General features: G+C 61.9%; 17 protein-coding genes. 10 read left to right on the top strand and 7 right to left on the bottom strand.

Annotated elements, in window-relative coordinates; all coding sequences use genetic code 11:
* Positions 1 to 7: 7 nt before the first annotated feature.
* From ACO77H_RS16065 to ACO77H_RS16050, 4 genes are all read right to left on the bottom strand, one after another.
* Complete coding sequence (locus ACO77H_RS16065; RefSeq protein ID WP_432754259.1) at positions 8 to 5,002, bottom strand: glycosyltransferase; 4,995 nt, start codon at positions 5,000 to 5,002, stop codon at positions 8 to 10.
* A 140-nt stretch (positions 5,003 to 5,142) separates the two neighbouring features.
* The gene (locus ACO77H_RS16060) at positions 5,143 to 7,554 is read right to left on the bottom strand and encodes a TonB-dependent siderophore receptor (protein ID WP_169952963.1); all 2,412 of its coding nucleotides are present in this window, start codon (positions 7,552 to 7,554) and stop codon (positions 5,143 to 5,145) included.
* A 65-nt stretch (positions 7,555 to 7,619) separates the two neighbouring features.
* Positions 7,620 to 8,558 carry a FecR family protein gene (locus ACO77H_RS16055; RefSeq protein WP_432754258.1) on the bottom strand — a complete coding sequence of 313 codons (939 nt, stop codon included), beginning with the start codon at positions 8,556 to 8,558 and terminating at the stop codon, positions 7,620 to 7,622.
* A complete protein-coding gene (locus ACO77H_RS16050; protein WP_169952967.1) occupies positions 8,555 to 9,070 on the bottom strand; it encodes a sigma-70 family RNA polymerase sigma factor in 516 nt (171 codons plus the stop codon). The genes ACO77H_RS16055 and ACO77H_RS16050 overlap by 4 nt, the downstream gene beginning before the upstream one ends.
* Positions 9,071 to 9,660: 590 nt before the next feature.
* Between ACO77H_RS16050 and ACO77H_RS16045 the strand changes: the two genes are divergently transcribed.
* The 3 genes from ACO77H_RS16045 to ACO77H_RS16035 are packed head-to-tail and all read left to right on the top strand — an operon-like array spanning position 9,661 to position 13,736.
* Positions 9,661 to 11,070 carry an NAD(P)/FAD-dependent oxidoreductase gene (locus tag ACO77H_RS16045; protein WP_170041226.1) on the top strand — a complete coding sequence of 470 codons (1,410 nt, stop codon included), beginning with the start codon at positions 9,661 to 9,663 and terminating at the stop codon, positions 11,068 to 11,070.
* Positions 11,057 to 12,295: an NAD(P)/FAD-dependent oxidoreductase gene (locus tag ACO77H_RS16040; RefSeq protein WP_169952971.1), complete on the top strand. Its 1,239-nt coding sequence runs from the start codon at positions 11,057 to 11,059 to the stop codon at positions 12,293 to 12,295. The genes ACO77H_RS16045 and ACO77H_RS16040 overlap by 14 nt, the downstream gene beginning before the upstream one ends.
* Positions 12,296 to 12,320: 25 nt before the next feature.
* Positions 12,321 to 13,736 carry an FGGY family carbohydrate kinase gene (locus ACO77H_RS16035; protein WP_432754257.1) on the top strand — a complete coding sequence of 472 codons (1,416 nt, stop codon included), beginning with the start codon at positions 12,321 to 12,323 and terminating at the stop codon, positions 13,734 to 13,736.
* A gap of 4 nt (positions 13,737 to 13,740) precedes the next feature.
* On the opposite strand, the gene ACO77H_RS16030 is transcribed toward ACO77H_RS16035, so the two are convergent.
* The gene (locus ACO77H_RS16030) at positions 13,741 to 14,520 is read right to left on the bottom strand and encodes a DeoR/GlpR family DNA-binding transcription regulator (protein ID WP_169952976.1); all 780 of its coding nucleotides are present in this window, start codon (positions 14,518 to 14,520) and stop codon (positions 13,741 to 13,743) included.
* 387 nt (positions 14,521 to 14,907) lie between these two features.
* Here ACO77H_RS16030 and eutH point away from each other — a divergent pair, with 387 nt between their 5' ends.
* The 5 genes from eutH (at position 14,908) to ACO77H_RS16005 (ending at position 21,815) form a co-directional block, all read left to right on the top strand.
* Entirely contained in the window at positions 14,908 to 16,152 is a 1,245-nt protein-coding gene (gene eutH / locus ACO77H_RS16025) for an ethanolamine utilization protein EutH (RefSeq protein WP_169952978.1), read from the top strand.
* A 57-nt stretch (positions 16,153 to 16,209) separates the two neighbouring features.
* On the top strand, positions 16,210 to 16,566 hold the full coding sequence (locus tag ACO77H_RS16020; protein ID WP_432754256.1) for a DUF1937 family protein: 357 nt from the start codon (positions 16,210 to 16,212) through the stop codon (positions 16,564 to 16,566).
* A gap of 845 nt (positions 16,567 to 17,411) precedes the next feature.
* Positions 17,412 to 17,918: a sigma-70 family RNA polymerase sigma factor gene (locus ACO77H_RS16015; RefSeq protein WP_169952982.1), complete on the top strand. Its 507-nt coding sequence runs from the start codon at positions 17,412 to 17,414 to the stop codon at positions 17,916 to 17,918.
* Positions 17,915 to 18,880: a FecR domain-containing protein gene (locus ACO77H_RS16010; RefSeq protein WP_432754255.1), complete on the top strand. Its 966-nt coding sequence runs from the start codon at positions 17,915 to 17,917 to the stop codon at positions 18,878 to 18,880. The genes ACO77H_RS16015 and ACO77H_RS16010 overlap by 4 nt, the downstream gene beginning before the upstream one ends.
* A 97-nt stretch (positions 18,881 to 18,977) precedes the next feature.
* The gene (locus ACO77H_RS16005; protein WP_432754254.1) at positions 18,978 to 21,815 is read left to right on the top strand and encodes a TonB-dependent receptor domain-containing protein; all 2,838 of its coding nucleotides are present in this window, start codon (positions 18,978 to 18,980) and stop codon (positions 21,813 to 21,815) included.
* Between the two features lie 10 nt (positions 21,816 to 21,825).
* Here ACO77H_RS16005 and ACO77H_RS16000 read toward each other — a convergent pair whose 3' ends face one another.
* Positions 21,826 to 22,635 carry a helix-turn-helix domain-containing protein gene (locus ACO77H_RS16000; RefSeq protein WP_172311633.1) on the bottom strand — a complete coding sequence of 270 codons (810 nt, stop codon included), beginning with the start codon at positions 22,633 to 22,635 and terminating at the stop codon, positions 21,826 to 21,828.
* Positions 22,636 to 22,747: 112 nt separating this feature from the next.
* Between ACO77H_RS16000 and ACO77H_RS15995 the strand changes: the two genes are divergently transcribed.
* Positions 22,748 to 23,059: a DUF2834 domain-containing protein gene (locus tag ACO77H_RS15995; RefSeq protein ID WP_169952989.1), complete on the top strand. Its 312-nt coding sequence runs from the start codon at positions 22,748 to 22,750 to the stop codon at positions 23,057 to 23,059.
* Positions 23,056 to 23,487, top strand: coding sequence for an MAPEG family protein (locus tag ACO77H_RS15990; RefSeq protein WP_169952991.1), 432 nt, complete (start codon positions 23,056 to 23,058; stop codon positions 23,485 to 23,487). The genes ACO77H_RS15995 and ACO77H_RS15990 overlap by 4 nt, the downstream gene beginning before the upstream one ends.
* Positions 23,488 to 23,537: 50 nt before the next feature.
* On the opposite strand, the gene ACO77H_RS15985 is transcribed toward ACO77H_RS15990, so the two are convergent.
* Entirely contained in the window at positions 23,538 to 23,822 is a 285-nt protein-coding gene (locus ACO77H_RS15985; protein WP_170057188.1) for a hypothetical protein, read from the bottom strand.
* Positions 23,823 to 23,940 lie beyond the last annotated feature (118 nt).

Below are 23,940 nucleotides of genomic sequence, written 5' to 3'. Positions count from 1 at the left end.
CGTGGTCTCAGCCGTCGATCCAGGAGTGTTCGGCGCCTACTTTGACCTTGAACTGATGGAACAGCGGGTAGTAGTGCTCCTTCATTTGCTTGATCCGCAGGCCCAACAGCTCGGAAGGGACAATGCCCTTGCTCGTGTAAAACTGGCGCAGGCGCGCTTCAATGTTGACCACCGGCCCGGATGAGACGACTTTGTTATCGACAACTTTTGATTCTTTGGTAATGCCATCGAAACCCAGGTCGTACATGTCCGGTCTTTTCGATTTAAGTACGTCGTTAAACAAATTGGGGCCCACCGTCTGAAAGATTTTGCGCTCATAGGCGTTGAACTCAGGGGTGTATTGCACCTGCCCATTTGACCCTCGGGTAACGGTGGGGCGATTGGCTGCGAAGTAGGGCTTGTTGGCGGAAAAACGCTGGTTCATTTCGGCGATCATATCGGTAATGACAGGGTTGCCAGGCTGCGTTGCAAAGTTACTGGTGTTGTAGAACGGGTGGTAGTCAGTGAGGCTATGGGCCACAGGTTTATTCAGGAGGACATCATTGGCGCCCGCTTTTAGTAGGGTATTGCCGATGTCAGCTTGAATGACATCATCGGTATCGAGATAAATGCCACCGTATTTATTCATGATGGGATAGCGTGCAACATCCGACGCGGCGGCCAGGTTTTTCGCCTGGCCTTGGCGAAAGTAGTTATACAGTTCGCCGTTTTTCAGCTGTTTGAAAACCTCGTCTTCATTGAGGTTCATCACCGTCAGGCCAGGGGCCTTGCTTTGCAGTTTGCTTTTTATCTGTTGAAAAACCGCTGGGTTATCGGCATCCACATGCAGTACAGATTTATACCCCCATGCTTTGCTCGCATTGTTGGCCATGTTGTCGACCAGGTTGGCGGGAATGTCCTGGCCAGCCCAGAAATAATGCAGTTCTTTGGGTAAAGGCTGCACATCTTTGGGGACATTTATCGTGATCGGCGCCGGGGCCTCAACAAAATGGTAGTTGTGTGCGTCGATCCGCTTGGCTTTTTTAAGCTCATCGATGGTTCCCCGCTGCCATTTGCCTTTGCCAGTTCTCCAGTAGTAGAGATGGTTTGGCCGTTCGGCGCCGCTCAATAGGCGGGTGGCTTTCCATGTACCGATGGAGCTATTGAAGCTGACACTCTGGTCTTCGCCCATGTAGTTGATGGCATAGGGCGACGCTGGGTTGCCCGTTGCCTTGATATCGTCCATTGGCACTACATACGTACTGTCGCCAAGTTTCCAGGGTGTTGGCGCGCTGCCGGCCCCTCCCAGCAACTGGTTGGCCCTGGACGTGGGGGCCCACCCAGCCATGCCCAGATCCTGCACGGGGATATCCGCGCCCGCGCCGCCGGGGTGGACGATGACCCGCTGTCCCTCTTTCAAACGCGACTCATAAAACGCACCATCGACCCTGACGTATTCCTTATGGCTCTGGCCCGTGTAGACATTGCCTTGCAGCCCTTTAGTCCTGAGCTCATCCGCCGCGATATGTTTGATTTCGTAACCCAATAGGTCGGTATTGAGCGATTTCACCTCACCATTGGCGGCCACCCGGCTGGGTTTGAAATCATTCAGTGGGGGGCCAAAGGCTCTTTTCTTGAGCACGTCGTATTGATGCCAGTTGCCCTGGAACAGTACGACGTTCCCCTCGACTGTCTCTTGCCCAACCCGGAACGTACCGGTTGCTGCCAGACCGTGCTGCTGGCTGGCGGTCTTTGCCACCTCGGCGCCGATGGCCGGCAAGCTGTTGGGGTCGTTTAACCTGGGCGTATCAACGACGAAATGGTCCAGTGATTTGCCGTACGCCTGTTGCGTGCGAGGGTCAAAGGCATACCACTTTTGGCTCGCCTCATCGAACTTGGCCAGGGCCTTGTTTTCAAGTGCGCCGCTGGCTGCTTTGTAGGTGCCTTCGGCAATGTCAGGTTTTTTTGCCAGTTCCAGCAGGTTCACACTGCGGTAGCTGCCGCGCAAGGATTTGACGCCCTTGTGGGCGGTACGCCCCAGGCTTACGACAGAGCGCGCCAAGTCATCGATACCCCCTACTGGATTGAGCGCACCAACCGCTGCGCGCCCAATGATCTGCCCGGTACGCCCCAGCTTCGACAGGGCCGATGCCCCGGTGGCAAGGGCTTTTGCGCCTTTGGCGGCCGGCCCCAGGCCGATTGCAAAACCGAAGATATCAAACGCCAGATCGACAATGCCGCTGCCGATGTTGCCCTCGATAAAGTTCTTGATGGCCGACCTGAAGGGAATGAGATTGAGCGCAATCTCTTCAAGGATCTTATAGGTCGGTACTTCCGTATCAAAGGTGGTGGCGCCCTTGGCATAGCGTTCTACAGCAGGCAGTTCCATGTCCTTGATCAAGGCATCAGCAATGTAGCGGGTCCTGGCACTGCTGAAGCTATTGGGGGCGTCTTCTACACCTGGGGTTTCCTGGGTTATGCCCGCTGCGTACTGACCCGAGGGTGTTATTGCATCGAATCTTTTACCGCCAGAGGAATGCATGAAACTGCTCTGGGGAGCGTACTCCTTGTAACTCTGGTCTGGCCGCCGGGTCACCGTGCCCTTCAAGCGATCAATGGCATAGGTCATGACGCTACCGTTGCGTTCGGTCTTGACCAGGACAACACCCGGTTCAACCTGAATGGGCTGATCGTCCCGTGTGTAGCGCATCTCCTTGCTGATGGTTATTTTTCCGAATTCCAGGTTCTGCCTGTCGGTGAGCGGCAGTTTGGAAATCAGTAGCTTGATCTGGGTAGCCGTGGTTTTTTTGACGTCGTTGGCGTAGTCGGCAAATGTCCTTTTGAACACTTCCAAGGGGCGCGCCAGGTTTTTGAGCTTGGGCATGACCTCGTTGAGGTTGATCGCAGTCGATGAGCAAACCCACGCCGCAGGTTTGCCATCAGGCTCAATGTTGATGGTGCCATACGTCTGGTCCCTTACAAAGGCACGGCCGGTCTCTCCCCAGTTGTCCGCCGAGTCGGGTGCCCCGTTGAGCCCGCGACCATCGATATACAGGTCCAGGATCGAGTAGGGGCCGGGGAAAAACCTGCTGGCGGGCTGCGAGGTAATGCATTTTTTGTCGAAGAGTGCCGGGTCCATCTCCGGCAGCGCATGCTTGAGCTGTTCCAGGGCAATGGCTTTGGTGGTGGGCATGGGCGGCAGTTGGGTTTCGGAGGCCTCCTTGAGTTCGCGCACTTGCGCGCTGAATGCCTCGCGCACGGCAGTTATTGCGGCGGGCGTCACGGGGTAACCCATGCCGCTGGCTGCCCCCCAGTCTTTGATCGCCTCGCTCTGGGCCCTGTATTCCACCTGCCGTTCTAATTCCGTGATGGGCGCTGTACCCGCGTCGAGCATGATCTGCGCATAGCTCATCGTCGCCGTTGCCCCGGGGGCTTTTGCTTCAATGCGCGCGGTTGCCGTGGCCAGGCTGACCCAACTGTGGGTTCCCACCACTACCTGCTCCGGAATGTCCTTGACCAGGAACGCCGGCGCCCGGCTGGCCAGTAGCAGATGGGCTTGAAGCGTGGCTTGCGCGGGCGAGGTTGCACGCCCCTGGGCCTGCAGGTGCGCGGCCAATTCCTCGCAGACCGTGGCGGCCGACTTACCGACGTTGCCGGGCGAAACAAGCCGGTAGCCCGCGATCTCGCCGGGGACTTGGCCGGTGGGTGCGCTGGTGCTCTCCACGTTCAAGGCCGCCAGCAGCCAATCAGCGGCACTGCCTTTGACGGCGCGAGCCGCGAAGGTGGCTTGGATGGCACTGCCCAGTGCCTGGCCCCGAGCAGAATTGATCAAGGTATCAATCAACAGGCGTGGATTACTCTGCTCTTGAGGCGAGACTTGCCTGCCTTGCAGCAGATAATCCAGCACACGGTGAAAGGGCCGCAGGGTCAGATCGCCGAACTGGCCTGCGCGTATATCCGACTGCAATTGTTCCTGGCTGTCCTGGTCAAGCGATACGGGCCAGGCCAGCGCGCCACCCAGGTTGCCATTGCTCGCAGCCTTGGGGGGGGGCGTGGCGAGGGCGCTGGCAAGGTTGACCAGTTGTGCGTGATCGGTCGGGATATCCCAGCCATGGTCTTGGATAAACTGCAGCAGGCTGACCCTATTGGGTTGGCCGCTGGTGCTGGGTTGGTAAGTGCTGTCGGCCGGCAGGTCGATCATCGTTTTGGTCAGCGCATTCTGGATTTGCCCCACATATTCGCTGCCGGATTCGACGCCAGACGCCAGGTGACGAAGCTCGGCGATGGCTTGATGGCGGCTACCAATATCCCCCAAGTGCGCTTTTTGCACGTACAGAGCGCTGTCGCTGCGCGCCTTGATCAAATCGGCGCTGGTGGTGGGATCGAGCTTGGTAAAGCCTTGCTGTTGATCGATTTGTTCAGCACGCAGGCGCATCGACGGGCCCGTCAGGTCCAGCCGCTCATTGTAAAAGTGCCCGACCAGCCAATAGGGAACCGGGTCATGAATATCGCTTGCGGGGGGCGAGAACGTCGTGTCAGCGTGGCCCGCCGCAATGACTTTGCCGGCCTGCAGGATGGGCCCACTGATGGCTGCCCAGCGTGCGTCGTCGAGCCCGACTGTGTGGCGCTTCTGTTCGGGGTCAAGGTAGTGCTGGCGCTTGAAAGAGAGCGTTCCTGACTCCGGGTGGAGGGTGATCGAGCGGGTGTTGATGCCTTTTTCTTCAAGCCACTGACGGACGTCGGGCGACTTGAAGGCATTTTGCAGTTGTGCCCACCACTGGCCGAATGTGGAGTCGGGAGCAATCGTGTTGATCGTCACATTCTTTTGGCGATTGGCGACCTCCAGTAATGCCGAGCTATACGCCGTCGCCAATGCGCGGTCACCCACGGTGCGAGGATGTTCTGCTGATTCAGATGGGGTGGGAGTTTCACGCTTGTGCCGCGAGGGCAACGGCGTGACAGGCAGATTGAGTAGCTGGCGTGGGGGGCGCTGCGCAGGGCTGGGCTGGGAAATACTGCTCATAAGGATTGCTGCCTCAAAGTTCGGGAATGGGCCTGGGTGTCAACCGCTACCGGGCGTTAGCCTTGTGTAGCGGTTTGCCCCAGGTTGATTCCCTTGTTTTGGCAGCCGATGACTTTCCTTATGTTTCAATTATGTTCTGATCAGAAATCCCAGCGGGTCGTCAGCATCACGTTGCGCGGATCGCCGTAATAGGCGGTGTTGTAGAAGCCGATATTGGTGTAGTACTTCTTGTCGAATGCGTTGTTCAGGTTCAGCGTCGCCGACAGGTTTTCGGTGACCTGGTAACGCGCCATCACATCCACCAGCCAGTAGGCTTGCTGGGCAAACTCCTCGTTCTTGGCCTTGTAGCGGTTGTACAGTTCCTGCCAGCTTCGGTTCTGCCAGCGCGCGCCGCCGCCCACGGTCAAGCGGTCCAGTGGGCCCTTGAGTTTGTAGGTGGTGTAGAAGCTGAGTTGGTCCTCGGGCTCCCAGGTCGAGACCTTCTGCCCACTTTGGTCACGGATGATCTTGTGGGTGTAGCCAGCCTGGGCCTGCCAGCCGGGCAGCAGTTCACCGGACATTTCGGCCTCCAAGCCCTTGGTCTTGGCTTCGATGCCCTTGGTGGCATAGCCCAATGACGGGTTGGTCGGCGCGGCGTTGTATTCGGCGTCGGCTTCTGCGCGGTTGCTCTGGTGCACTTCAAAGTAGGCCAGGCTGGTGTTGAGCCGGCCGCCGAAGAATTCACCCTTGATGCCGCCTTCGTAGTTCTTGCCTTCGGAGGGTTCCAGCAGCTTGTTGTTGCGGTCGCGGTTGTAGCTTTCCGGCATGAAGATGTCGGTGTAGCTGGCGTAGGCGGTGAAGTTTTCGTTCAGGTCGTAAGTCACGCCGGCGTAGGGCACCAGGCGCCCGGTTTCGGTGGAGTCGTCGGTGCCGCGCAGCTTGTAGTTGGCGACGCGGGCGCCGAGGAACAGGTTCAGCGGGTCGGCCAGATTGAAGCGCGAGGTCATGTAGCCAGCGCTTTGGCGGGTGGTCAGGTCGTTGACGTAGGTGGGGGCGCCCCAGTCGGGTTCGGCAAAGTTGCCATCGAAGTTCCAGAAGTCCACCACATTGCCGTTGGCGTGTTTGGGGCTGCCGTAGTCCTTGCCTTTCCAGTGGGAGTTGGAGGCCGAACCACCCACTACCAGTTCATGCTCGCGCCCCAGCAGGCTGAAGGGGCCGCTGAGGTACACATCGGCGGCATTGGCACGGGTCTGGCCGGTGAATTTATTGGCGTAGACCGTGGACAGGCCGGTGTCGGGATTTGGCGCGCTCTGTATCGAGCCCAGGGGCGCGTGGTAGCCGCTGAGTTGGTGGGTCACTTGCGCCTTGGCTACCCAGCCATTGGCGAAGCTGCGCTCCAGGGTGGCGAAGGCGCCCCGGTTGTATTGCTCCCAGCGGCTCCACTTGGCGCCGTTGTTGTAGGAGCGCTTGACGTCGATGCGATCGCCCTTGGTGTTGAACAGCGGGCGGCTGCCGGACCAGCCCGAGCCCATGGGGTCGTTGTCCTGATAGTCAAAACCCACGGTCAGCAAGGTGTCGTCGTCAAGATCCGCTTCCAGTGAGCCGAAGTAGACGCTGGTCTTGCGCTGGTAGCGCTCCATGAACGAATGCTTGTCCTGATAGGCCGCCACGGCGCGCCCGCGGATATTGCCGCTGTCGGTCAGCGGCCCGCTGACATCGACCTGGGAGCGGTAGTTGTCCCAGCTGCCGGCACCCAGTTCGATGCTGGCCTTGAAGTCACGGGTGGGCTTTTTACGGATCAGGTTCAAGGTCGCCCCCGGCGCGCCCGCACCGGTCAGCAGGCCGGTGGCGCCTTTCAGGATCTCCACTCGGTCGTAGATCGCCATGTCGGTCAGGGTCTGGCCAGACGAGTAGGCCGAGTTGCGCAGGGTGGGGATGCCGTCGTACTGGAAGTTTTCGATGGAAAACCCACGGGCGAAGTAGTTGGTGCGCTCGCTGTCGTAGGTCGACACGGTGATGCCGGGGGTGTGGCGCATCACATCGTCAATGGCGTTGAGGCCGAAGTCGTCCATGTGTTGGCGGGTGATCACGGTGATCGACTGCGGGGTCTCCCTGGGCGTCAAGACCAGGCGTGTGGCGGTGGCAATGGTGCCCGGAGTGTAGGAGCCGGTGCCCTCGGTGACGGTGCCCAACTGGTTGGAGGTGACCTGGGTGGCAGCCAGTGCCAGGGTGCCGCTGGCCTCGGTCAAGGCCTGCAACTGGTAGCCATCGGCGCTGGCTTGCGCCGCAAAGCCGGTGCCTTCCAACACCTTGGCAAAGCCATCCACTACGTTGTAACTGCCGCGCACGCCTGCACTGCTCAGGCCGGCCACTTGTTGCGACTGGAAGGCTATCGGCGTGCCTGCGGCCTGGGCATAGCGGCTGAGCACTTCGCCGAGGGGGCCTGGGGCGATATCGAAGGCCTGGACCTGTTGCTGCGCGTAGGCAATGGCCGGTAATGCCAGCGGCAGGCAGCCAAACAGCAGGCGGCTGGCCAGCAGCAGGCTGCCACGGGAGGATGGGTTGGAAGACATGTAATCGGTGCTCCTTTGGATGTTGGCCAAGGAAAGGACGCGGCAAAACCGAAAACACGCAGACTTTATTGAGAATTATTCGCGCTGCTTTTCAAGGACACACGGGTGACCCACGGTGTGTAGTTGCTGACTTCGATCGGCAGCGTGCGCTGGAGCAGGCGCAAGGCCCGCGCGGGGTCGTCGACCGGCAGCATGACCGTGACCCGCAAGCCTTGCAGGGCCTGGCGATCGAACAGCAACAGGCCGCTGCGATGCCGTCCCAGGCGCTCCAGCACATCCGCCAGGGGCTCGTCGTTGGCCAGCACCTGGTGGGTGTTCCAGGCGGCCTCGTGGGCGCGCGCATCGAATTTTTCCACCGGCCCTGGGCCGCTTGCCTCCAGGCGCACCTGCTGGCCGGGGTTGAGGGTCAATTGTTGGGTGCCGCTGTCGATGCGAGTGGACGATTCGAGCATCCTGACCACCGTCGCATCGCCGCTGCGCTCGACGATAAAACGCGTGCCCAGGGCGCGAATGCTGCCTTGCGGGGTGTCGACATAGAACGGGCGCTGGGCATCCTTGGCCACGTCCACCAGCAGCTCACCGCGCAGCAGGCGTATGCGCCGTTGGTGGGCGTCGAAGTGCAGGTCCACCGCCGAACCACCATCCAGTTGCAGGGCACTGCCATCGGCCAGGCGTTGTTGCTGCCATTGGCCACTGGCGCTGCTGAGGTCGGCGAACAGGTAGCCGCGCTGGCTGTACTGATAGGCCGGCAGGGCAAACAGGCCGATTAACAGGGTGAGGGCCAGGCCCTTGATCGCCTTCGGCTGTTGGCGCGCCCGGCGCAACGCGGCCCGGGCCGGCGCCTGCTTGAGTGGCGACAGGTGGCCTTGCAAGCGCGCAACCGCCAATGGATGTTGCGGGTCGGCGGCCAGCCAGGCGTGGAAAGCCTGTTGGCTGGCGGCATCGGGCTGATGGTCGAGGCGCACCAGCCACTCGGCAGCCTGGCGCAGGATGGCCGGGGTCATGCCTGGGCGCACGCGTCGCAGGCCAGCAGGGCTTCCACCAGGTCCTGTTGCACGGTGCGCACCGAAACCCCGAGGCGCTCGGCGATCTGGGCCTGATCCAGGCCATCGAGGTGGCGCAGGATAAAGGTCTCGCGGATCCGTGGCTTCATCCGCGCCAGGGCCCGGTCAATCGCTTCGAGCACCTGTACCGCCTGCAGGATCTGCTCGGGCGAGGGCGCTTGCTCAAGGTACTGGGCGCAGCGTTCCAGTTCTTCCTGATAGGCCCGCTCCAGGCGGCGCCGGCGATTGCTGTCCATCAACAGGCGGCGGGCCACCGTGGCGAGATAGGCCTGGGGCTCACGGGGCGCCACGTAGGGGCTGGCCGACAGCAGGCGGATGAACGTGTCATGTGCCACGTCTGCCGCGTGCTGGGAGCAATTCACGCGCCGGCGCAGCCAGCTCAGCAACCAGCCGTGGTAGCCGCGGTACAGGGCTTCAAGCGTCGCGGCTTCGGCGGGCTGGGCTGGTTTCATGCGAAAAATTCGTAAGTGGGAATTAATCTTATTCTAGTTGTTTCTGACTGGCGGCTGCAATGGGCGAGGGGGCCTCGGTCTCAGAACCGGCCCGTTCAACGTCTTTTATAGAAGGACTCGAGAAAAGACGGCCTACCTCGTCGGTCGGCGAATTTAATGTGGATAATTTTGCGTATCGGTCAATATTTGTTGGTTTTTTTGACTGAGTATCGCGCTCTGAGCGCGATATGGCCGTGGAATAGCGGTCGGGGTCATGCCTAAAAAGTGTTGAAAAGTAACTTGGCTCCAAGTGGTTGTGTATTTATGTAGCATTTTCCGCGTATTGAGCGAATCGACAGTAACGTCTTTTTGACAGAATCAGCTCTGTGTGCACCGAACCGGTCAGCCTTTTCCACGGCGTGTTTAAAGCCCGGGTACCCATAAACACTAGGCGCTGGCATGGCGGCGGCTGCATGCCTTGGCGCGCAGTCCTTGGGCAGTGAGGGAACCGTGATGGCCAATCGGTCATTCCAACCCCGTTTCGGTCAGTGGCATATGCCCTGCACCCACTCACGGCAACCTCTGCGCTTACTTCACCCATAGGCTTGATAATGACGAAACCCTTCCCGAACCAGAGCGGCATCTACGACGTCATCGTTGTTGGCGGTGGCGTTGTGGGATGCGCGATGGTCCGGCGCTTTACCCTGGAGGGCGCGCGGGTGCTGTTGCTGGAAAAAAGCCCGGACATCCTCTCTGGTGCGAGCAAAGGCAACAGCGCGATCCTGCACACCGGCTTCGATGCGCCAACCGGCAGCCTGGAGCTGCAATGCATGCAGGACGGCTACCAGGAATACCTGGACATCCACCAGAACATGTCGCTGCCCCTGCTCAAGACCGGCGCGCTGGTGGTGGCCTGGAACGAGGATGACCTGGACAAGCTGCACGGCATCGTCGAACAGGCACACGCCAATGGGATTGCCGATGTCAGCCTGATCGGCCGCGAGCGGGTGCGCAGCCTTGAACCGCACCTGGCCCAAAGCGCCCTGGGGGCGGTCCAGGTGCCTGGTGAATTCCTTATCGATCCGTGGTCGGCGCCGCTTGGGTATCTGCTCCAGGCCATGACGCATGGGGCACAGGTGCGCTTCAATACCGAGGTCAACGGCGGTTATTTCGATGGCGAACTGTGGGCCCTGGAGACCACCAACGGGTTTATCCGGGGACGCACGATCATCAACTGCGCCGGCTTGTTCGGCGATGTACTGGAGCAGCAGTTGCTGGGCGCGTCGAGCTTCTCCATCCACCCGCGCAAAGGCCAGTTCGTGGTGTTCGACAAGGCGGCCGCGCGCTACCTGGGCAACATCATCCTGCCGGTGCCCAACGAGCGTACCAAGGGCATCGTCCTGACCCGCACCGTCTACGGCAATTTGTTGGTGGGGCCTACCGCCGAAGAACAGGAAGACCGCCTGCACGCAGGCCTGGACAGCGACGTGCTGCGCCAGTTGGTGGACGCGGCCGTCGAGCGGATTCCTGCGCTCGACGGCATGCCGGTCACCGCCACCTATGCCGCGCTGCGCCCGGCCACGGAAAAGAAAGAGTATCGGGTGCAGCGGGTCGAAGGTAAGAACTGGATCAGCGTCGGCGGCATCCGCTCCACCGGCCTGACGGCGGCGCTGGGCATTGCCCGGCACGTGTTCAGCCTGTATCAGCGCGAGCACACACCAGTCCCCGCCTCAATCCTGCAATGGCCGGTGCTGCCCAATCTCGCCGAACATTTGCCCCGCGATTACCACCGGCCGGGCTACGGCGAAATCGTCTGCCACTGTGAAATGGTGACCCTGCGGGAAATCCAGAATGCCTTGGCCAGCGCGCTGCCGCCCGGTGATCTGGGCGGCCTGAAACGCCGCACGCGGGCCTGCATGGGGCGCTGCCAGGGCTTTTATTGTGGGGCGCGGGTGGCCGAGCTGAGCGCTGGCCACCTGGCCATTCCCCTTGCCACAGGTGTTTGTCATGAAGCCCATTGAAGTCGAAAACATTGATGTCGCGATTATCGGTGGCGGGCCGTCGGGGCTGTCGGCGGCGATGACCCTGCGCAAGCTGGGCGTTGGCACGGTGGTGGTGTTTGAGCGTGAGCCCGAGGCGGGTGGTATCCCACGTCATTGTGGGCACCCGCCCTTTGGTTTGCGCGAATACGGCCGCGTCTATACAGGGCCTGGCTATGCGCGCAAAAACGTCGCGCAGGCGTTGAAGGCCGGGGTGCAGATTCGCGTCAAGCACTCGGTGACGCAGATGGGCCTGGGCGGGCGGCTGGAACTGGTGAGCCCGGAGGGCGCCAGGGTGATCCAGGCGCGACGCGTGCTGATTGCCACCGGGGCCCGGGAAACACCACGCTCGGCGCGCCTGCTGGGCGGCGATCGCCCGCTGGGGGTGATCAATACCGGCGCGTTCCAGTCCTACCTGTACCTGGAGCATCTCAAGCCCTTTGAGCGTCCGCTGATCGTCGGCACCGAGCTGGTCAGCCTGTCGGCGGTCATGAGTTGCCGGCGTGCCGGAATCCAACCGGTGGCGATGATCGAGGCCAACCTGCGGGCCACGGCGCGCTGGCCGCTGTCGCTGTTTCCGCGGTTGTGCGGGGTGCCGATGCATTTCGGTGCACAACTTCTGGCAATCCACGGCACCGGGCGGGTAGAGGGCGCAACGGTGCGCCTGGCCGATGGGCAGACCCAGACCTTCGATTGTGACGGCGTGCTGCTTACCGGCCAGTTCACTCCCGAGTCGAGCCTGGTGCGCCTGAGCGAGCTGCGGCTGGACCCGAAAAGCGGCGGCCCGCATGTCGATCAATACGGGCGCTGTTCCGATCCGGCCTACTTTGCCGCGGGGAATCTGCTGCGCCCCGTCGAGACGGCAGGTTGGTCGTTTCGCGAAGGCCATAAGATCGCTACGATGATCGCCCGCGATCTGCAGGGGCAACTGCCGCCTGCTGCGCCGAGCATCGAGATCGCCTGCAAGGGCGCCTTGAAGCTCTGCGTGCCGCAACGCCTGAGCCCGTCCACAGTGGCCGGTATGCAGCACCTGCAACTGCGGGTCAACCGTGGGGTGAAAGGGCGCCTGGTGGTACGGGCCGATGGCCAGGAAATCTGGGCCCGCGCCGGCAGTTCGCTGCCCGAGCGGCGGATATTGATACCCATCGCCAGCCTCAAGCTGCCCCAGGGCGTACAGCAACTCGAAGTCGACTTTGTCGGCCAATAACAAGACCTGCCGAGGAGTCTTAAACATGCGGATTGCCGCGCTCGATCAAGGCACCACCAGCACCCGCGTGTTGGTGGTGAGTGACAATGGGTCAGCTGATATCCAGCTCTCGTTGCGCCATCAGCAACACCATCCCCATCCTGGTTGGGTGGAGCACGATCCACTGGAGCTGCTCAGTAACCTGCAGCGTTGCCTGGAGGCCACCGGCCAGGTGGACGCCATCGGCCTTGCCAACCAGGGCGAGAGTTGCCTGGCGTGGGACGCCCAGACCGGCGAGCCGTTATCCCCGGTGATCGTCTGGCAAGACAATCGCACCTGGGCCGAAATCGCCCAGTTGCGCGGCGACGGCGGCGAGGCCCTGACCCTGGAGCGTGCGGGTTTGCCCCTGGACCCGTATTTCTCGGCGAGCAAGCTGGCCTGGATCGTGCGCAACCTGCCAGCCGCGCAGAGCGCATTGCGCGCCGGGCGGCTGCGCCTGGGCACTACCGATGCATACTTTCTCGACCGCCTGACCGGGGTCTTCGCCACGGACGTCACCACCGCTTCGCGCACCTCGCTGATGAACCTGGCGACCGGGCAGTGGGACAGCCAGCTCTGCGAGCTGTTTGGCGTGCCCATGGAAACCCTGCCGCAGATCCGCGACACCGTCGGGCACTTTGGCGAGATCGGCGCCACGCCGGTCACCGCCTCGATTGTCGACCAGCAAGCCTCGCTCTACGGCCATGGTTGCCGCAATGAGGGCGACGCCAAGATCACCTACGGGACCGGGGCGTTTGCCCTGACCGTGACCGGCGAGCAGATCATCCGCGCCCCGGAAAAGGGCCTGCTGGCGACCATCGCCTGGCAGATCGACGGCAAGCCCACTTACGCCATGGACGGTGGTGTCTACGATGCCAGCGCAGCCGTGGAATGGGCCGGGCGGCTTGGCTTGTTCAGCGATTTTTCGGAGCTGGCGGCATTCGACGAAGCACCGGCCATTGGCCGCCAACTGGCGTTTGTGCCGGCGTTGTCCGGCCTCGCTTGCCCGCACTGGGACCGCAGCGCGGCAGCCCTGTGGGTCGGCATGAATGGCAGCACCACGCGCCAGGATATGTGCCAGGCCGTGCTTGAGGGTGTGGCATTGCGCAGTGTGGAAGTGATCAGCGCAATGGACGGGTTTCTCAGCGTCACCGATCACCTGTCCATCGATGGCGGCCTGGCGCGCAGCCCCTATTTTGCGCAGTTTCTCGCCGATGCCTTGCAGCGCTGCATCGTCACCCAGCGCTTCGATGAGCTGACCGCATTCGGCTGCGCAGCGCTGGCAGCCAAAGGCCTCGGCGTGGCGCTCAAGCCGCCGCGCAATACCAGCACCAGCTATCACCCCAAAGTCAGTGCCGCCCAGGCCCAGCAGTGGCGGGCCACGTTCAGCGATGCGGTGACGCGCTGCCGCGGCTGGCGCTGAGCGTTTACCACTCCGGCCGGGTCAGGGCAGGGGCTTCCAGGACTTCAACCTGGGCTTCGGCCAGGGCCTTGGCCAGTTCGCCCAAGGGTTTGCGGTCGATGATCAGGCGGTCGATGCGCTCCAGGGGGAATACCTGGAACAGCGCACGCTTGCCCATTTTCGAGGAGTCGGCAATCACCGTGAGGTAGCGCGTGCGGGCGATCATGGCGCGGGTGATTTCCGCTTCCTCGATGGAAAAGTCAAAGGCGCCGTCGGTGTTCAAGGCGCCAATGGTGACCACCGCATGCTCAGCGTTGAACCGGGCGATCTGCTCCATGGCCAGGGCGCCGATGTTCTGTTCCGATTCGGGGCGGTATTCGCCGCCGATCATGAACACGCGATTACCGCTGGCGCCAATGGCGGCGGCGATCAACAAGGAGTTGGTGATCACGGTGATGCGGTTGAGCCTTGCCAGTTCACGGGCAAAGAACAGGGTGGTGGTACCGGTATCGATCAGCAGGCTGTCGCCCGGCGCATAGAGCCCGGCGGCGAAGCGCGCCACTGCACGTTTCTCCTGGGAGAATTCATTCATCCGGGTCTGGAAGGCGTTCTCGTGCTCGCCGCTGGGCGGCAGCGAGGCGCCGCCATGGAACTTGGTGACCTGGCCATCTTCGGCCAGGGCCGTGAGGTCGCGGCGAATGGTCTCTTGCGAAGTGCCGAGGGTGCGCGCCAACTCGTCGACCGAGATACGTTCACGCTGGCGTAGCAGTTCAAGGATATGTTGGCGTCTTTCATTGGGGCGCATGGGCAACCATCCTCTTGATGCTACGTGAATGCGCCACGGCGGCGCAGTGCTGTTACCGAGGCACTCAAATGATGCCCCGCCAGTAAGCGGCGGGGCGGGTGGGCGCCAGTGGAGGTGGTGTGAACTTGGTATTGGCGTTTGCCGTTCACGGCCGTAGAGTCCGCTGCCTTGAAAGGTGTGATCAAAGATTACGCAATAGAGTTGACCGATTCCAGTGTGTTTAACCCGCAAAACCACAAAAAACACACGATTGGCATGGGAAGTGGTTAGTAATAGGGTGTGAAAGCGCCACAAATGGGGCTGTAAAACGCGTTTGGCCAATGGAGCGACCGAACTGGGGCGTACTCCTACAACAACAATTGATTCAGTACAGATGGAGCGAAAGCAATGGCGGAATTCGGCAATTACGTTATTTACCTGATCATGATCGGCGCGGTGGTTGGCGCGTTTGCATCCGTGATCAAGCCGGACAGCGGCCTGGGCAAGGAGTTTGTCAACGGCATCCACTCCATTGGCCCGGTGTTCCTGGCGCAGGCGGGCATCATGGTGGCGATCCCGTACCTGTCCAAATTCATCGAGGTCGCACTGGGGCCGTACTTCGGCGCGATGGGTTCCGACGTGTCGATCGCGGCGCTGTCGATCATCGCCGTGGACATGGGCGGCTACCAGTTGGCCGATGCCCTGGCAGCGAACCGCGACATGTGGATCACCGCCATGATCGTTGGCTATACCTCCGGCGCGACCATCGTCTATCTGATCCCGGTCGGCCTGATGATGCTCGAACGCAAGGACCACAAGTACCTGGCGCTGGGGGCCATGGCCGGTTTGATCAGCATCCCGTTTGCGGTGCTTGCGTCGTTGATGATGATCACCGCCTTCAACCTGCCGGTGCGGGATATCGTTTCCACCACCTCGCCGGCCCTGCATTACCTGAGCCTGGGGTTTGTCGACTGCGTGCGCTTGCTCGCGCCATTGTTTGTGTTCTGCTTCCTGCTGGCCGCCGGCCTGCGCTACCGGGCGGCGTGGATGGTGGCCGGGTTCCTGGTGTTCGGTAAGTTGATGGATGCCTTTATCAAGATCGTCCTGGCGCTGGCCATCGTCGAGCACTTCACCGGGTTCTTCATGAAGAACTTCGGTGTGTGGGGCTTCGACCCGATGTTCGCCGACGAGAAGGAGCTGTTCCGTGCCATCGAGATTGCCGGCTACATCGGCATCATGCTCGCCGGTACGTTCCCGATCTGCTACCTGTTCAACCGCTACTGCAAGAAACCCATGGAAGTGCTGGGCAAGCACATCGGGCTGTCAGCCGATGGCGCGGCGGCGTTTGTCATGGTGTTTGCCAACATCATCGCGGTCTACCACCTGTTCAAGAAGATGAATGCCCGGGACAAGGTCTTGTGTGTGGCCCTGGGTGTCTGTGCGCAGGCCACCATTGGCGACCACCTGGCCTTTACCGCGAACTTCCAGCCGACGCTGATCATGCCGATCCTGCTGGCCAAGTTGTTTGGCGGCCTGCTCGCAGTGGCGATCGCGATCAAGATCTCGGTGCCCGCCGCCCAGCGTTACGAAGCGCAGGAACGCGAGCGCGAAGAGGCCGATGAGGCCGGCGTGCCGGCTGCGCAGGCGGTGTGACCCTGACTCTTTAATCCACGGCAAGGGCGCGTGCCCTTGCATTGCCTTGAGGTAACAATGAGAAAGATTTTTCTGGCCTGCCCCTACAGCCATGCCGATGCGTCAGTGATCCACGAGCGTTTTATCCAGTGCAACAAGGTGGCGGCCATCATCATCGAGTCGGGTCATGGGGTGTTCAGCCAGGTGTCCATGTCGCACCCGATCAACCTCGCGTTCGAAGGCAAGGACAGCGCCACCATCGGCAAGCTGTGGGCGCCGGTGGATGCGCTGTTCATGGACATGATGGAAGAACTGATCATCCTTGACCTGCCGGGCTGGGACCTGAGTTCCGGGATCAAGCGCGAGATCGAATTCTTCAAGAACCGTGGGCAGAAGGTCAGCTTGTGGTCCGAGGTCCACGCCGAGTTCAACTAATTCCCCCGGCGACGCAAAACCCTTGTGGGAGCGGGCTTGCCCGCGATGACGGAGTGTCAGAAAAGTATTTCTAACCTGACCCACCACCATCGCGGGCAAGCCCGCTCCTACATTTGATTTGCGATGTAGCGCAAATGTTGTGCCCAGCCGAGATCCCTTGTGGGAGCGGGCTTGCCCGCGATGACGGAGTGTCAGAAAAGTATTTCTAACCTGACCCACCGCCATCGCGGGCAAGCCTGCTCCTACATTTGATTTGCGATGTAGCGCAAATGTTGTGCCCAGCCGAGATCCCCCTGTGGGAGCGGGCTTGCCCGCGATGGCGGTGTGTCAGTCAAGTATTTCTAACCTGACCCACCACCATCGCGGGCAAGCCCGCTCCTACATTTGATCTGCGATGTAGCGCAAATCTTATGCCCAGCCGAGATCCCTTGTGGGAGCGGGCTTGCCCGCGATAGCGGTGTGTCCGTCAAGTATTTCTAACCTGACCCACCACCATCGCGGGCAAGCCCGCTCCCACATTTGATTTGCGATGTAGCGCAAATGTTGTGCCCAGCCGAGCCCCCCCCCCTGTGGGAGCGGGCTTGCCCGCGATAGCGGTGTGTCAGTCAAGTATTTCTAACCTGACCCACCGCCATCGCGGGCAAGCCCGCTCCTACATTTGATTTGCGATGTAGCGCAAATGTTGTGCCCAGCCGAGCCCCCCCTGTGGGAGCGGGCTTGCCCGCGATAGCGGTGGGTCAGGAATGGCCCCCACAGATAACAGTGTTAGCAGTCGAGACTGTACAAGCGTCAGGTCAGGATATTAAAATGAGAAGTATTATCATTAACTGCTCATTGGACCTGACATGTACGACGACAGTCTCGTCTCGCCCGTCGAACAACTCTACACCCGTCACCATCTCTGGCTGCGCGGCTGGTTGCGGCGTCGCCTGGGGCACAGTGCCGATGCCGAGGACCTGGCGCACGACACGTTCATCCGGGTGTTGCGCACGCAGCAGGACGTGCGGGAGCTGCGCCAGCCCATGGCATTTCTGGCGGCGATCGCCAATGGCTTGCTGATTAACCGCTGGCGGCGTCAGGCGATTGAGCGGGCTTACCTGGAGGCGCTCGCCGCCCGTCCGGAAGGTGAGGAGCCGTCGCCCGAAACCCGTTACTTGATGATCGAGACCTTGCTACAGCTGGACTCGCTGCTGGTGGGGCTGTCGATGCAGGTGCGCAAGATCTTCTTTTTGTCCCAGCTCGACGGCCTGACGTACCCGCAGATCGCCACGCAGTTGAACTTGAGCGTGGCCCAGGTGCAGCGGGCGATGGGCAAGGCTTTCAGTGTGTGCTACGCGAGCCGTTTCGAATGAATGGCAAGCCGGTTGCACCGAAAGTCCGCGAGACGGCCATCGACTGGATCGTCCGGTTGCAGTCCGGGATGATGAGCCCGGACGAGCAACAGGCGTTGCAGCATTGGCGCCAGGCAAGTGCCGAGCACGAATACGCTTGGCAACGCGTCGCCAGCTTGCCGCTGATGCTTCAGCCGGGGGCCAGCCTGTTGGCGGATGTCACCGCACGACGCGCGCTGGAGGCAGCCGGGGCTGATCCGGCGCGGCGCCGGCAGGTGCTCAAGTGCTTGCTGGGGTTGGGCTTGCTCGGTGGTTTGTCCTGGCAGGGCGCGGAATCGACCCTGCTGCGCGCAGCCTTTGCCACCTACCGCACGGCTACCGGCGAGCGCCGCCGCTGGACCCTGGCCGATGGCAGTTCTCTGTGGTTGAACACTGCCAGCGCTGTCAGCCTGGACTTTAGCGCGCAGCTGCGCCGCGTGCAGTTGATCGAGGGCGAGGTGGCGCTGGATGCGCGCGTTGAGTCGCGCCCACTGCAACTGCTCACGGCGGATGCGCTGCTGCGCAGCCACGATGCCAATCTGCTGGTGCGCCATGATCAGCAGGGCACGTGGATTACCGTATTGCGCGGGCTGGTGGAGGTGAGTTCGCCGCGCCACCCGACACCGGTATCAGTAGCGGCAGGCTGGCAGACCCAGGTCGATCGCCAGGGTGTGGGCGCGCCACGGCAGACCGATGGGTTTCTGGCCCAGGCCTGGCTGCGCGGGATTCTGCCTGCCGAGCGCATGCGCCTAGATGTACTGCTGGCCGAGTTGTCCCGTTACCGGCCGGGCGTCTTGCGATGCAGCGAGCAGGTCGCGGGGTTGCGCGTGACTGGCAGCTTCCAGCTCGACGACACCGATGCCGCGCTGGCGTTGGTGGCCCATGCACTGCCGGTGCGTATCGAGCGGCGTACCCGCTATTGGGTGACTGTGGTGCCGGCCTGAACATTTATTTACGTTCTCTGCGCAGTTTTTCAAAACTCGCTTGGCCTATAGGGATAACCCACCGAAACAGGTGGGCCTTCACCTCTAGGAGCCCTGCATGATTTCTCCCGCAAGTGTCTTGCGCACCCGCACATTGGGTCTGCTGTTACTCAGCCTGCAACCGCTGTACAGCACGGCAGTTTTCGCCCAGGCCGAGCGCCAACCCTACAGCATCGAAGCCGGCCCGCTGGACCAGGCACTCTCGCGTTTCGGCGTGCAGGCGGGTATCAGCATGGCGGGCAGTTCGACGCTGACGGCGGGCAAACGCAGCAACGGCCTGCACGGAGATTTCAGCACCGAGGCCGGCCTGGCGCAGTTGCTGGCAGGCACCGGCTTGAGTTTTCAGCGCCAGGCCGATGGCAGCTTCGAACTGCATCCAGCGACCAGTGCGTTGGTGCTGCCGTCGCAGAAAGTCACTGGCGATGACCTCGAGAAAAAAGCGGTGTACACCGCCCCACGTTCGTCGGTGTATATCTCCAACGAAGAAGTGCGCCGCTTTGGCGTGATCTCCGTCGGCGACCTGCTCAAGGGCCAACCGGGGGTGCAGGTGGGTGACAGCCGCAATGGCGGTGGCCTGGATGTGAATATCCGCGGGATCCAGGGGCAAAGCCGGGTGGCGGTCACGGTCGACGGTTCGCAACAGGCGCTGGATGTCTATCGCGGCTATGCGGGCACGCAACAGCGCAGCTACATCGACCCCGACCTGATCAGCGATGTCGCCATCGACAAAGGCCCCAGCCTGACGTCCAGCGCCATCGGCGGCACGGTGGCGATCCGCACCCTGGGGGTCGATGACATCCTGCGTGACGGCAAGAACGTGGGCCTGCGCCTGAAGGGCGATCTGTGGAACAACGGCGTCGAGCCGGCCTCGCGCAACGGCCATTCGACCACCGAGAACCTGTACTCCGAGCCGCACCAGAACCGTGGCGGCCTGTTCGGTTCCGACTCGGAATCGGGCAGCGCGGCGTTTGCCTATACCCACGATCTGTTCGATGTGGTGGCCGCCTACGCCCATCGCAACCAGGGCAACTACTTCTCCGGCAAGCACGGCCAGGACCGCTACCGCACCTTTGACCGCTATGGCCGCGAAAACATGACGGTGGCCACCACCTACAACGCCGGCGAAGAGGTGCTCAACTCCTCGGCAGAGACCGAGTCGATCCTGCTCAAGACCACCCTGCGCCCGGCCGACGACCACACTTTCGACTTCGGCTACAGTCGTTACGATGGGCGCATAGGCGAGATCATGCCCTCGGACATCTTCCGTTTCGGCACTGGCGGTATCTACCAGTACCCGCGCGGCAGCACCAAGATCGACACCTACACCGCCCGTTATCACTACCTGCCCACGGGCAATATGCTGGTGGACCTGACGACCAGCCTGTGGATGACCGATGCCAAGACCAGCCAGTTGACCTCGGTGCTGGCGCCCAAATCCCAGGCCTATCGTTCGGACCGCAACTGGACGCGCCAGCACGACCGGCGCATCGGTGGCGAGCTGGCCAATACCTCGCGTTTTGACACGCACTATGGCGATTTCAAACTGGACCTGGGCGGCTCGTTCCAGCTCGAGGAGCTGCAGCCGCAAAAGAGCGTGGTCACCACACAGAACGATATCAACGCCAACCGCAGCCTGCGTGATGGTTCGCGCAAGGAGTTCAGCCTCAACGGCAAGCTGGAGTACAAGCCGGTTGACGAGCTGACGGTGTGGGGTGGCGGGCGCTATACCTACTACCGCACCAAGGATCATGTGCCGCACGCCACCGCCCAGCGCGAGGAGCGCGAGTTGCGCTACGTGAACGTGATCAAGCCGGGCAGCTACGGCAATATGCTGTGGTTCCCTGACGTCAACGGCCAATACACCGATGCCACCGACCCGCGCCTGAACAACGGGATTGTGTTCAGCGATACCAACAACCCGTTCGATGGCCCGCGCTACAACGACTATGGGGGCGTTGGCACACTCGTCTATCCGTCGCAGGTGGGCGAAGTGGTCACCGGCTACACCTATTCGGGCAAGCAGCGCGACAGCAAGGGCGCTTTTTCACCGGCCATCGGCGTCAACTACGAGATCGCTCCGGATACCTTCATCTATGCCTCGTACACCCAGGGCCTGCGCATGCCCTCGTTGTTCGAAACCAGCCAGGGCACCTTGCAGACCATGCCTGGCAAGGGCCTGAAACCGGAGCGTTCGAGCAACTGGGAAATCGGCGCGAGCACCCTGCAAAAAGGCCTGCTGGCGGACAACGACACGGCGGCGATCAAGCTGGCGTACTTCAACAACACCATCAAAAACTACGTGACCCGTTACTACGACCCAAGCCCCGGCCTGATGGGCCTGATGAACTTCAGCAATACCGACAGCTTCAAGACCAGCGGCCTGGAGCTGCAATCGAAATACGATGCCGGCTGGGTCTTTGCCGACCTGTCGTCGACCTATTACCTCAAGACCGAAACCTGCGACTCGGCATTCGCCGCGCGCCTGCGAGCCAGTTCCACTCGTTGGCAGAAGCTTGACAACACCCCCAACTGCACCCCAGGCAGCTTCATGGGCTCGTACACCAACACCCAGAACCCGCCGCGGGTCGCCGGCAACCTGACCACGGGCCTGCGCTTCTTTGACCAGGCCCTGACCGTGGGCGGGCGCCTGACCTACACCTCGGGCCCGACCGTCACCGCCGACAAATCCTGGCAGACCGGCGCCACCACGCCGCAACTGGTCTACCGCGAAGTGGCGCTGGTGGACCTGTTCCTTGACTACAAATGGCAAGACCACACCCAGTTCAACGTGTCGCTGGATAACCTGACCAATCGTTACTACCTGGACCCGCTGGCCCAGAGCTTCATGCCGGCACCGGGGCGTACGTTGCGCATGGGGGTGGTGACCAAGTTCTGACCGGCGGCGCCTAGCGGCTCAGGGAGTGTTCGTAGGCCGCGGTCATCACCTGCCAAGTGTGGGGATTGGCCGGGATCAGGTGCTCGATGCGCAATGAGGTGACGGTGATGTCCTGGGGCATGCCGAAGGTGGTGAAGGTGGACATGAAGTCCAGCTCGCCATGGCGCGAATTGACGCGGGTCAGCACCAGTGGCGGCAGTTCATTGGCCAGGGGGGTCGAGCCTTGCGGCACCGGCAGGCTTTCCAGCAGCGTGGCCAGGGTCGGGTTGCCCAATGCTTCACGGGCAGCCCGTTGCCAGGCAAGGTTGCGGATCTCGTCGGCATTGAGCAGGTGGTCGCCCAGGCCACCCGGTTGCAGCAGGGTGGTCAGCAGGTTCAGGCCTTGTGCCGCGTCTGGCGCCAAACCCACCAGGTCGAACAGCACCTGGGTGCTGGCGTTGGCGGCGAGCACTTGCCAGTGGCTCCCGAGCACGATGGCCGGCGCCGGGTTGTTGGCCTTCAGCACATGGCTGATGGCATCCCGAATGGCATCCATTGCCGGCGCGGCGAGCGGCGTTGCTTCGTAGCGCGGGGCGTAGCCGGCTGCGAGGAACAGGCTGTTGCACTGCTCCAGGGGCACCTCGAGGGCGCTGAGCAGGTTATGCAAGGTGCCAGGGCTGGCCTTGGCGCGGCCGGTTTCGATGCAACTCAGGTGGCGCTGGGAAATACCGCTGATCAGCGCCAGCTGCAATTGGCTCAACTTCGCCTGGCGGCGCAACAGCCGCAGTTGCGTACCGGCGTCGGTCTCGGGGTTGGCGCGGGGGAATGGTGGGCGGTTCATGGATGGACTCTGGCAGGGCGGGGCGGGGGGCGTCCATGACCTCGCAGGTCATTGAGATGGCGGCGACGTTATCACTAATCTGCGGCTTGCCCAATCCTGCGTGGTGGACCCTATGCACAGACCCTATATCGCCCTTGCCAGCCTGTTGGCGTTTTCCCTGTACACCCTGGGCACCTTGCTCTGGGCCGAGCAGTCGCTGCTGGCGTTTGGCCTTGAGCTGCTATCCAGGCCCGACACCGCCCAGGTGGTGATCGACCTGTACCTGATGGCGGCCCTGGCGTGTGTGTGGATGTACCGCGACGCCCGCGCCAAGGGCCGGTCGCTGGCCAGTGTGCTGCCGTATTGGCTGCTGACGGCGATCTTTGTCTCGGTGGGGCCGCTGCTGTATATCGTGGTCCACGGCTTTGCCAGGGACCGGCGATGACCAGCCTCGTGCATCTGTTTGCCCTGTGTGTGCTGGTGTTGTTCATCAAGATGTTGGCGATCTCCTGTTACCAGGGCTTTTTCCGCCTCCGGCACCGTGCGTTCAGCAATCCTGAGGATGCCGGTTTCTTCCAGCGCCCTGCCATTGCGCAGGAGCTTGCGCCGGTCAGCCGGGCGGCGAAAGCCTGGGCCAATGACCTGGAAAACATTCCGCTGTTTTTCGTCCTCGGCGGGTTATGCCTGGCGCTGGATACCAACGCCGCCGCGACGGCCTGGCTGTTCGGCCTGTTCACCGTCGCGCGGGTACTGCATACCTTGCTGTACCTGGGCCGCCGCCAACCCTGGCGCACCCTGGCCTATGGCGTTGGCCTGGCGTGCCTCTTGGGGTTGGCGGGGTTGATCGGTGCGGCGCTGTTGCCTATTCGATAGGGTATCGACCGGATACGCCGCGATCGCCGGCAAGCCGGCTCCTATAGGGGCTAGACGAAGGCCTGGCGGCTGAACCCGCGTGGCAGGCGTTGCAGGCCGGGCAGGGCGGTCAGGCGTTGGGTCCAGGCGCTGCGCCAATCATTGCTGGTGGTGTTGGACTTGGCTTTGCGCGATGCACGGCGGGACGCGTTGCGCTGGTTGCGGCGGGCTTCCTTATAAGCATCGGTGTTGCGGCAGGTGCGGCATTTGACCCGGTTCAGTTCCACCGTGGACGTGAGGTTATTGCCGTGATGGCCGCAAGCGAGGTGCCCTGCGACCTTGAAGTGAGTGACCATGTCAGCGTCTCCTTCTGTGAGGGTTCGCGGCACCGCAAATCTGTAGATGCTCGCGCTCAAGGCCAGGCCGATTGAGGCCGTGCCCTTATATTTCCGACCCCACGGGCGGGCTGACGTT

It is taken from the genome of Pseudomonas sp. WMBT8 (genome assembly GCF_050916005.1).
In the GTDB taxonomy this organism is placed as follows: Bacteria; Pseudomonadota; Gammaproteobacteria; order Pseudomonadales; family Pseudomonadaceae; genus Aquipseudomonas.
This window is presented reverse-complemented; position numbering and strand designations above follow the sequence as displayed.

What these genes read in the sequence shown, in the direction of transcription:
- ACO77H_RS16035 (WP_432754257.1), top strand. Translation starts at nt 12,321, where the DNA reads ATGCGGATTGCCGCGCTCGATCAAGGCACCACCAGCACCCGCGTGTTG.
- ACO77H_RS15990 (WP_169952991.1), top strand. Translation starts at nt 23,056, where the DNA reads ATGACCAGCCTCGTGCATCTGTTTGCCCTGTGTGTGCTGGTGTTGTTC.
- ACO77H_RS16050 (WP_169952967.1), bottom strand. Translation starts at nt 9,070, where the DNA reads ATGAAACCAGCCCAGCCCGCCGAAGCCGCGACGCTTGAAGCCCTGTAC.
- ACO77H_RS16040 (WP_169952971.1), top strand. Translation starts at nt 11,057, where the DNA reads ATGAAGCCCATTGAAGTCGAAAACATTGATGTCGCGATTATCGGTGGC.
- ACO77H_RS16010 (WP_432754255.1), top strand. Translation starts at nt 17,915, where the DNA reads ATGAATGGCAAGCCGGTTGCACCGAAAGTCCGCGAGACGGCCATCGAC.
- ACO77H_RS16030 (WP_169952976.1), bottom strand. Translation starts at nt 14,520, where the DNA reads ATGCGCCCCAATGAAAGACGCCAACATATCCTTGAACTGCTACGCCAG.
- eutH (WP_169952978.1), top strand. Translation starts at nt 14,908, where the DNA reads ATGGCGGAATTCGGCAATTACGTTATTTACCTGATCATGATCGGCGCG.
- ACO77H_RS16005 (WP_432754254.1), top strand. Translation starts at nt 18,978, where the DNA reads ATGATTTCTCCCGCAAGTGTCTTGCGCACCCGCACATTGGGTCTGCTG.
- ACO77H_RS15995 (WP_169952989.1), top strand. Translation starts at nt 22,748, where the DNA reads ATGCACAGACCCTATATCGCCCTTGCCAGCCTGTTGGCGTTTTCCCTG.
- ACO77H_RS16055 (WP_432754258.1), bottom strand. Translation starts at nt 8,558, where the DNA reads ATGACCCCGGCCATCCTGCGCCAGGCTGCCGAGTGGCTGGTGCGCCTC.
- ACO77H_RS15985 (WP_170057188.1), bottom strand. Translation starts at nt 23,822, where the DNA reads ATGGTCACTCACTTCAAGGTCGCAGGGCACCTCGCTTGCGGCCATCAC.
- ACO77H_RS16045 (WP_170041226.1), top strand. Translation starts at nt 9,661, where the DNA reads ATGACGAAACCCTTCCCGAACCAGAGCGGCATCTACGACGTCATCGTT.
- ACO77H_RS16000 (WP_172311633.1), bottom strand. Translation starts at nt 22,635, where the DNA reads ATGAACCGCCCACCATTCCCCCGCGCCAACCCCGAGACCGACGCCGGT.
- ACO77H_RS16065 (WP_432754259.1), bottom strand. Translation starts at nt 5,002, where the DNA reads ATGAGCAGTATTTCCCAGCCCAGCCCTGCGCAGCGCCCCCCACGCCAG.
- ACO77H_RS16020 (WP_432754256.1), top strand. Translation starts at nt 16,210, where the DNA reads ATGAGAAAGATTTTTCTGGCCTGCCCCTACAGCCATGCCGATGCGTCA.
- ACO77H_RS16060 (WP_169952963.1), bottom strand. Translation starts at nt 7,554, where the DNA reads ATGTCTTCCAACCCATCCTCCCGTGGCAGCCTGCTGCTGGCCAGCCGC.
- ACO77H_RS16015 (WP_169952982.1), top strand. Translation starts at nt 17,412, where the DNA reads ATGTACGACGACAGTCTCGTCTCGCCCGTCGAACAACTCTACACCCGT.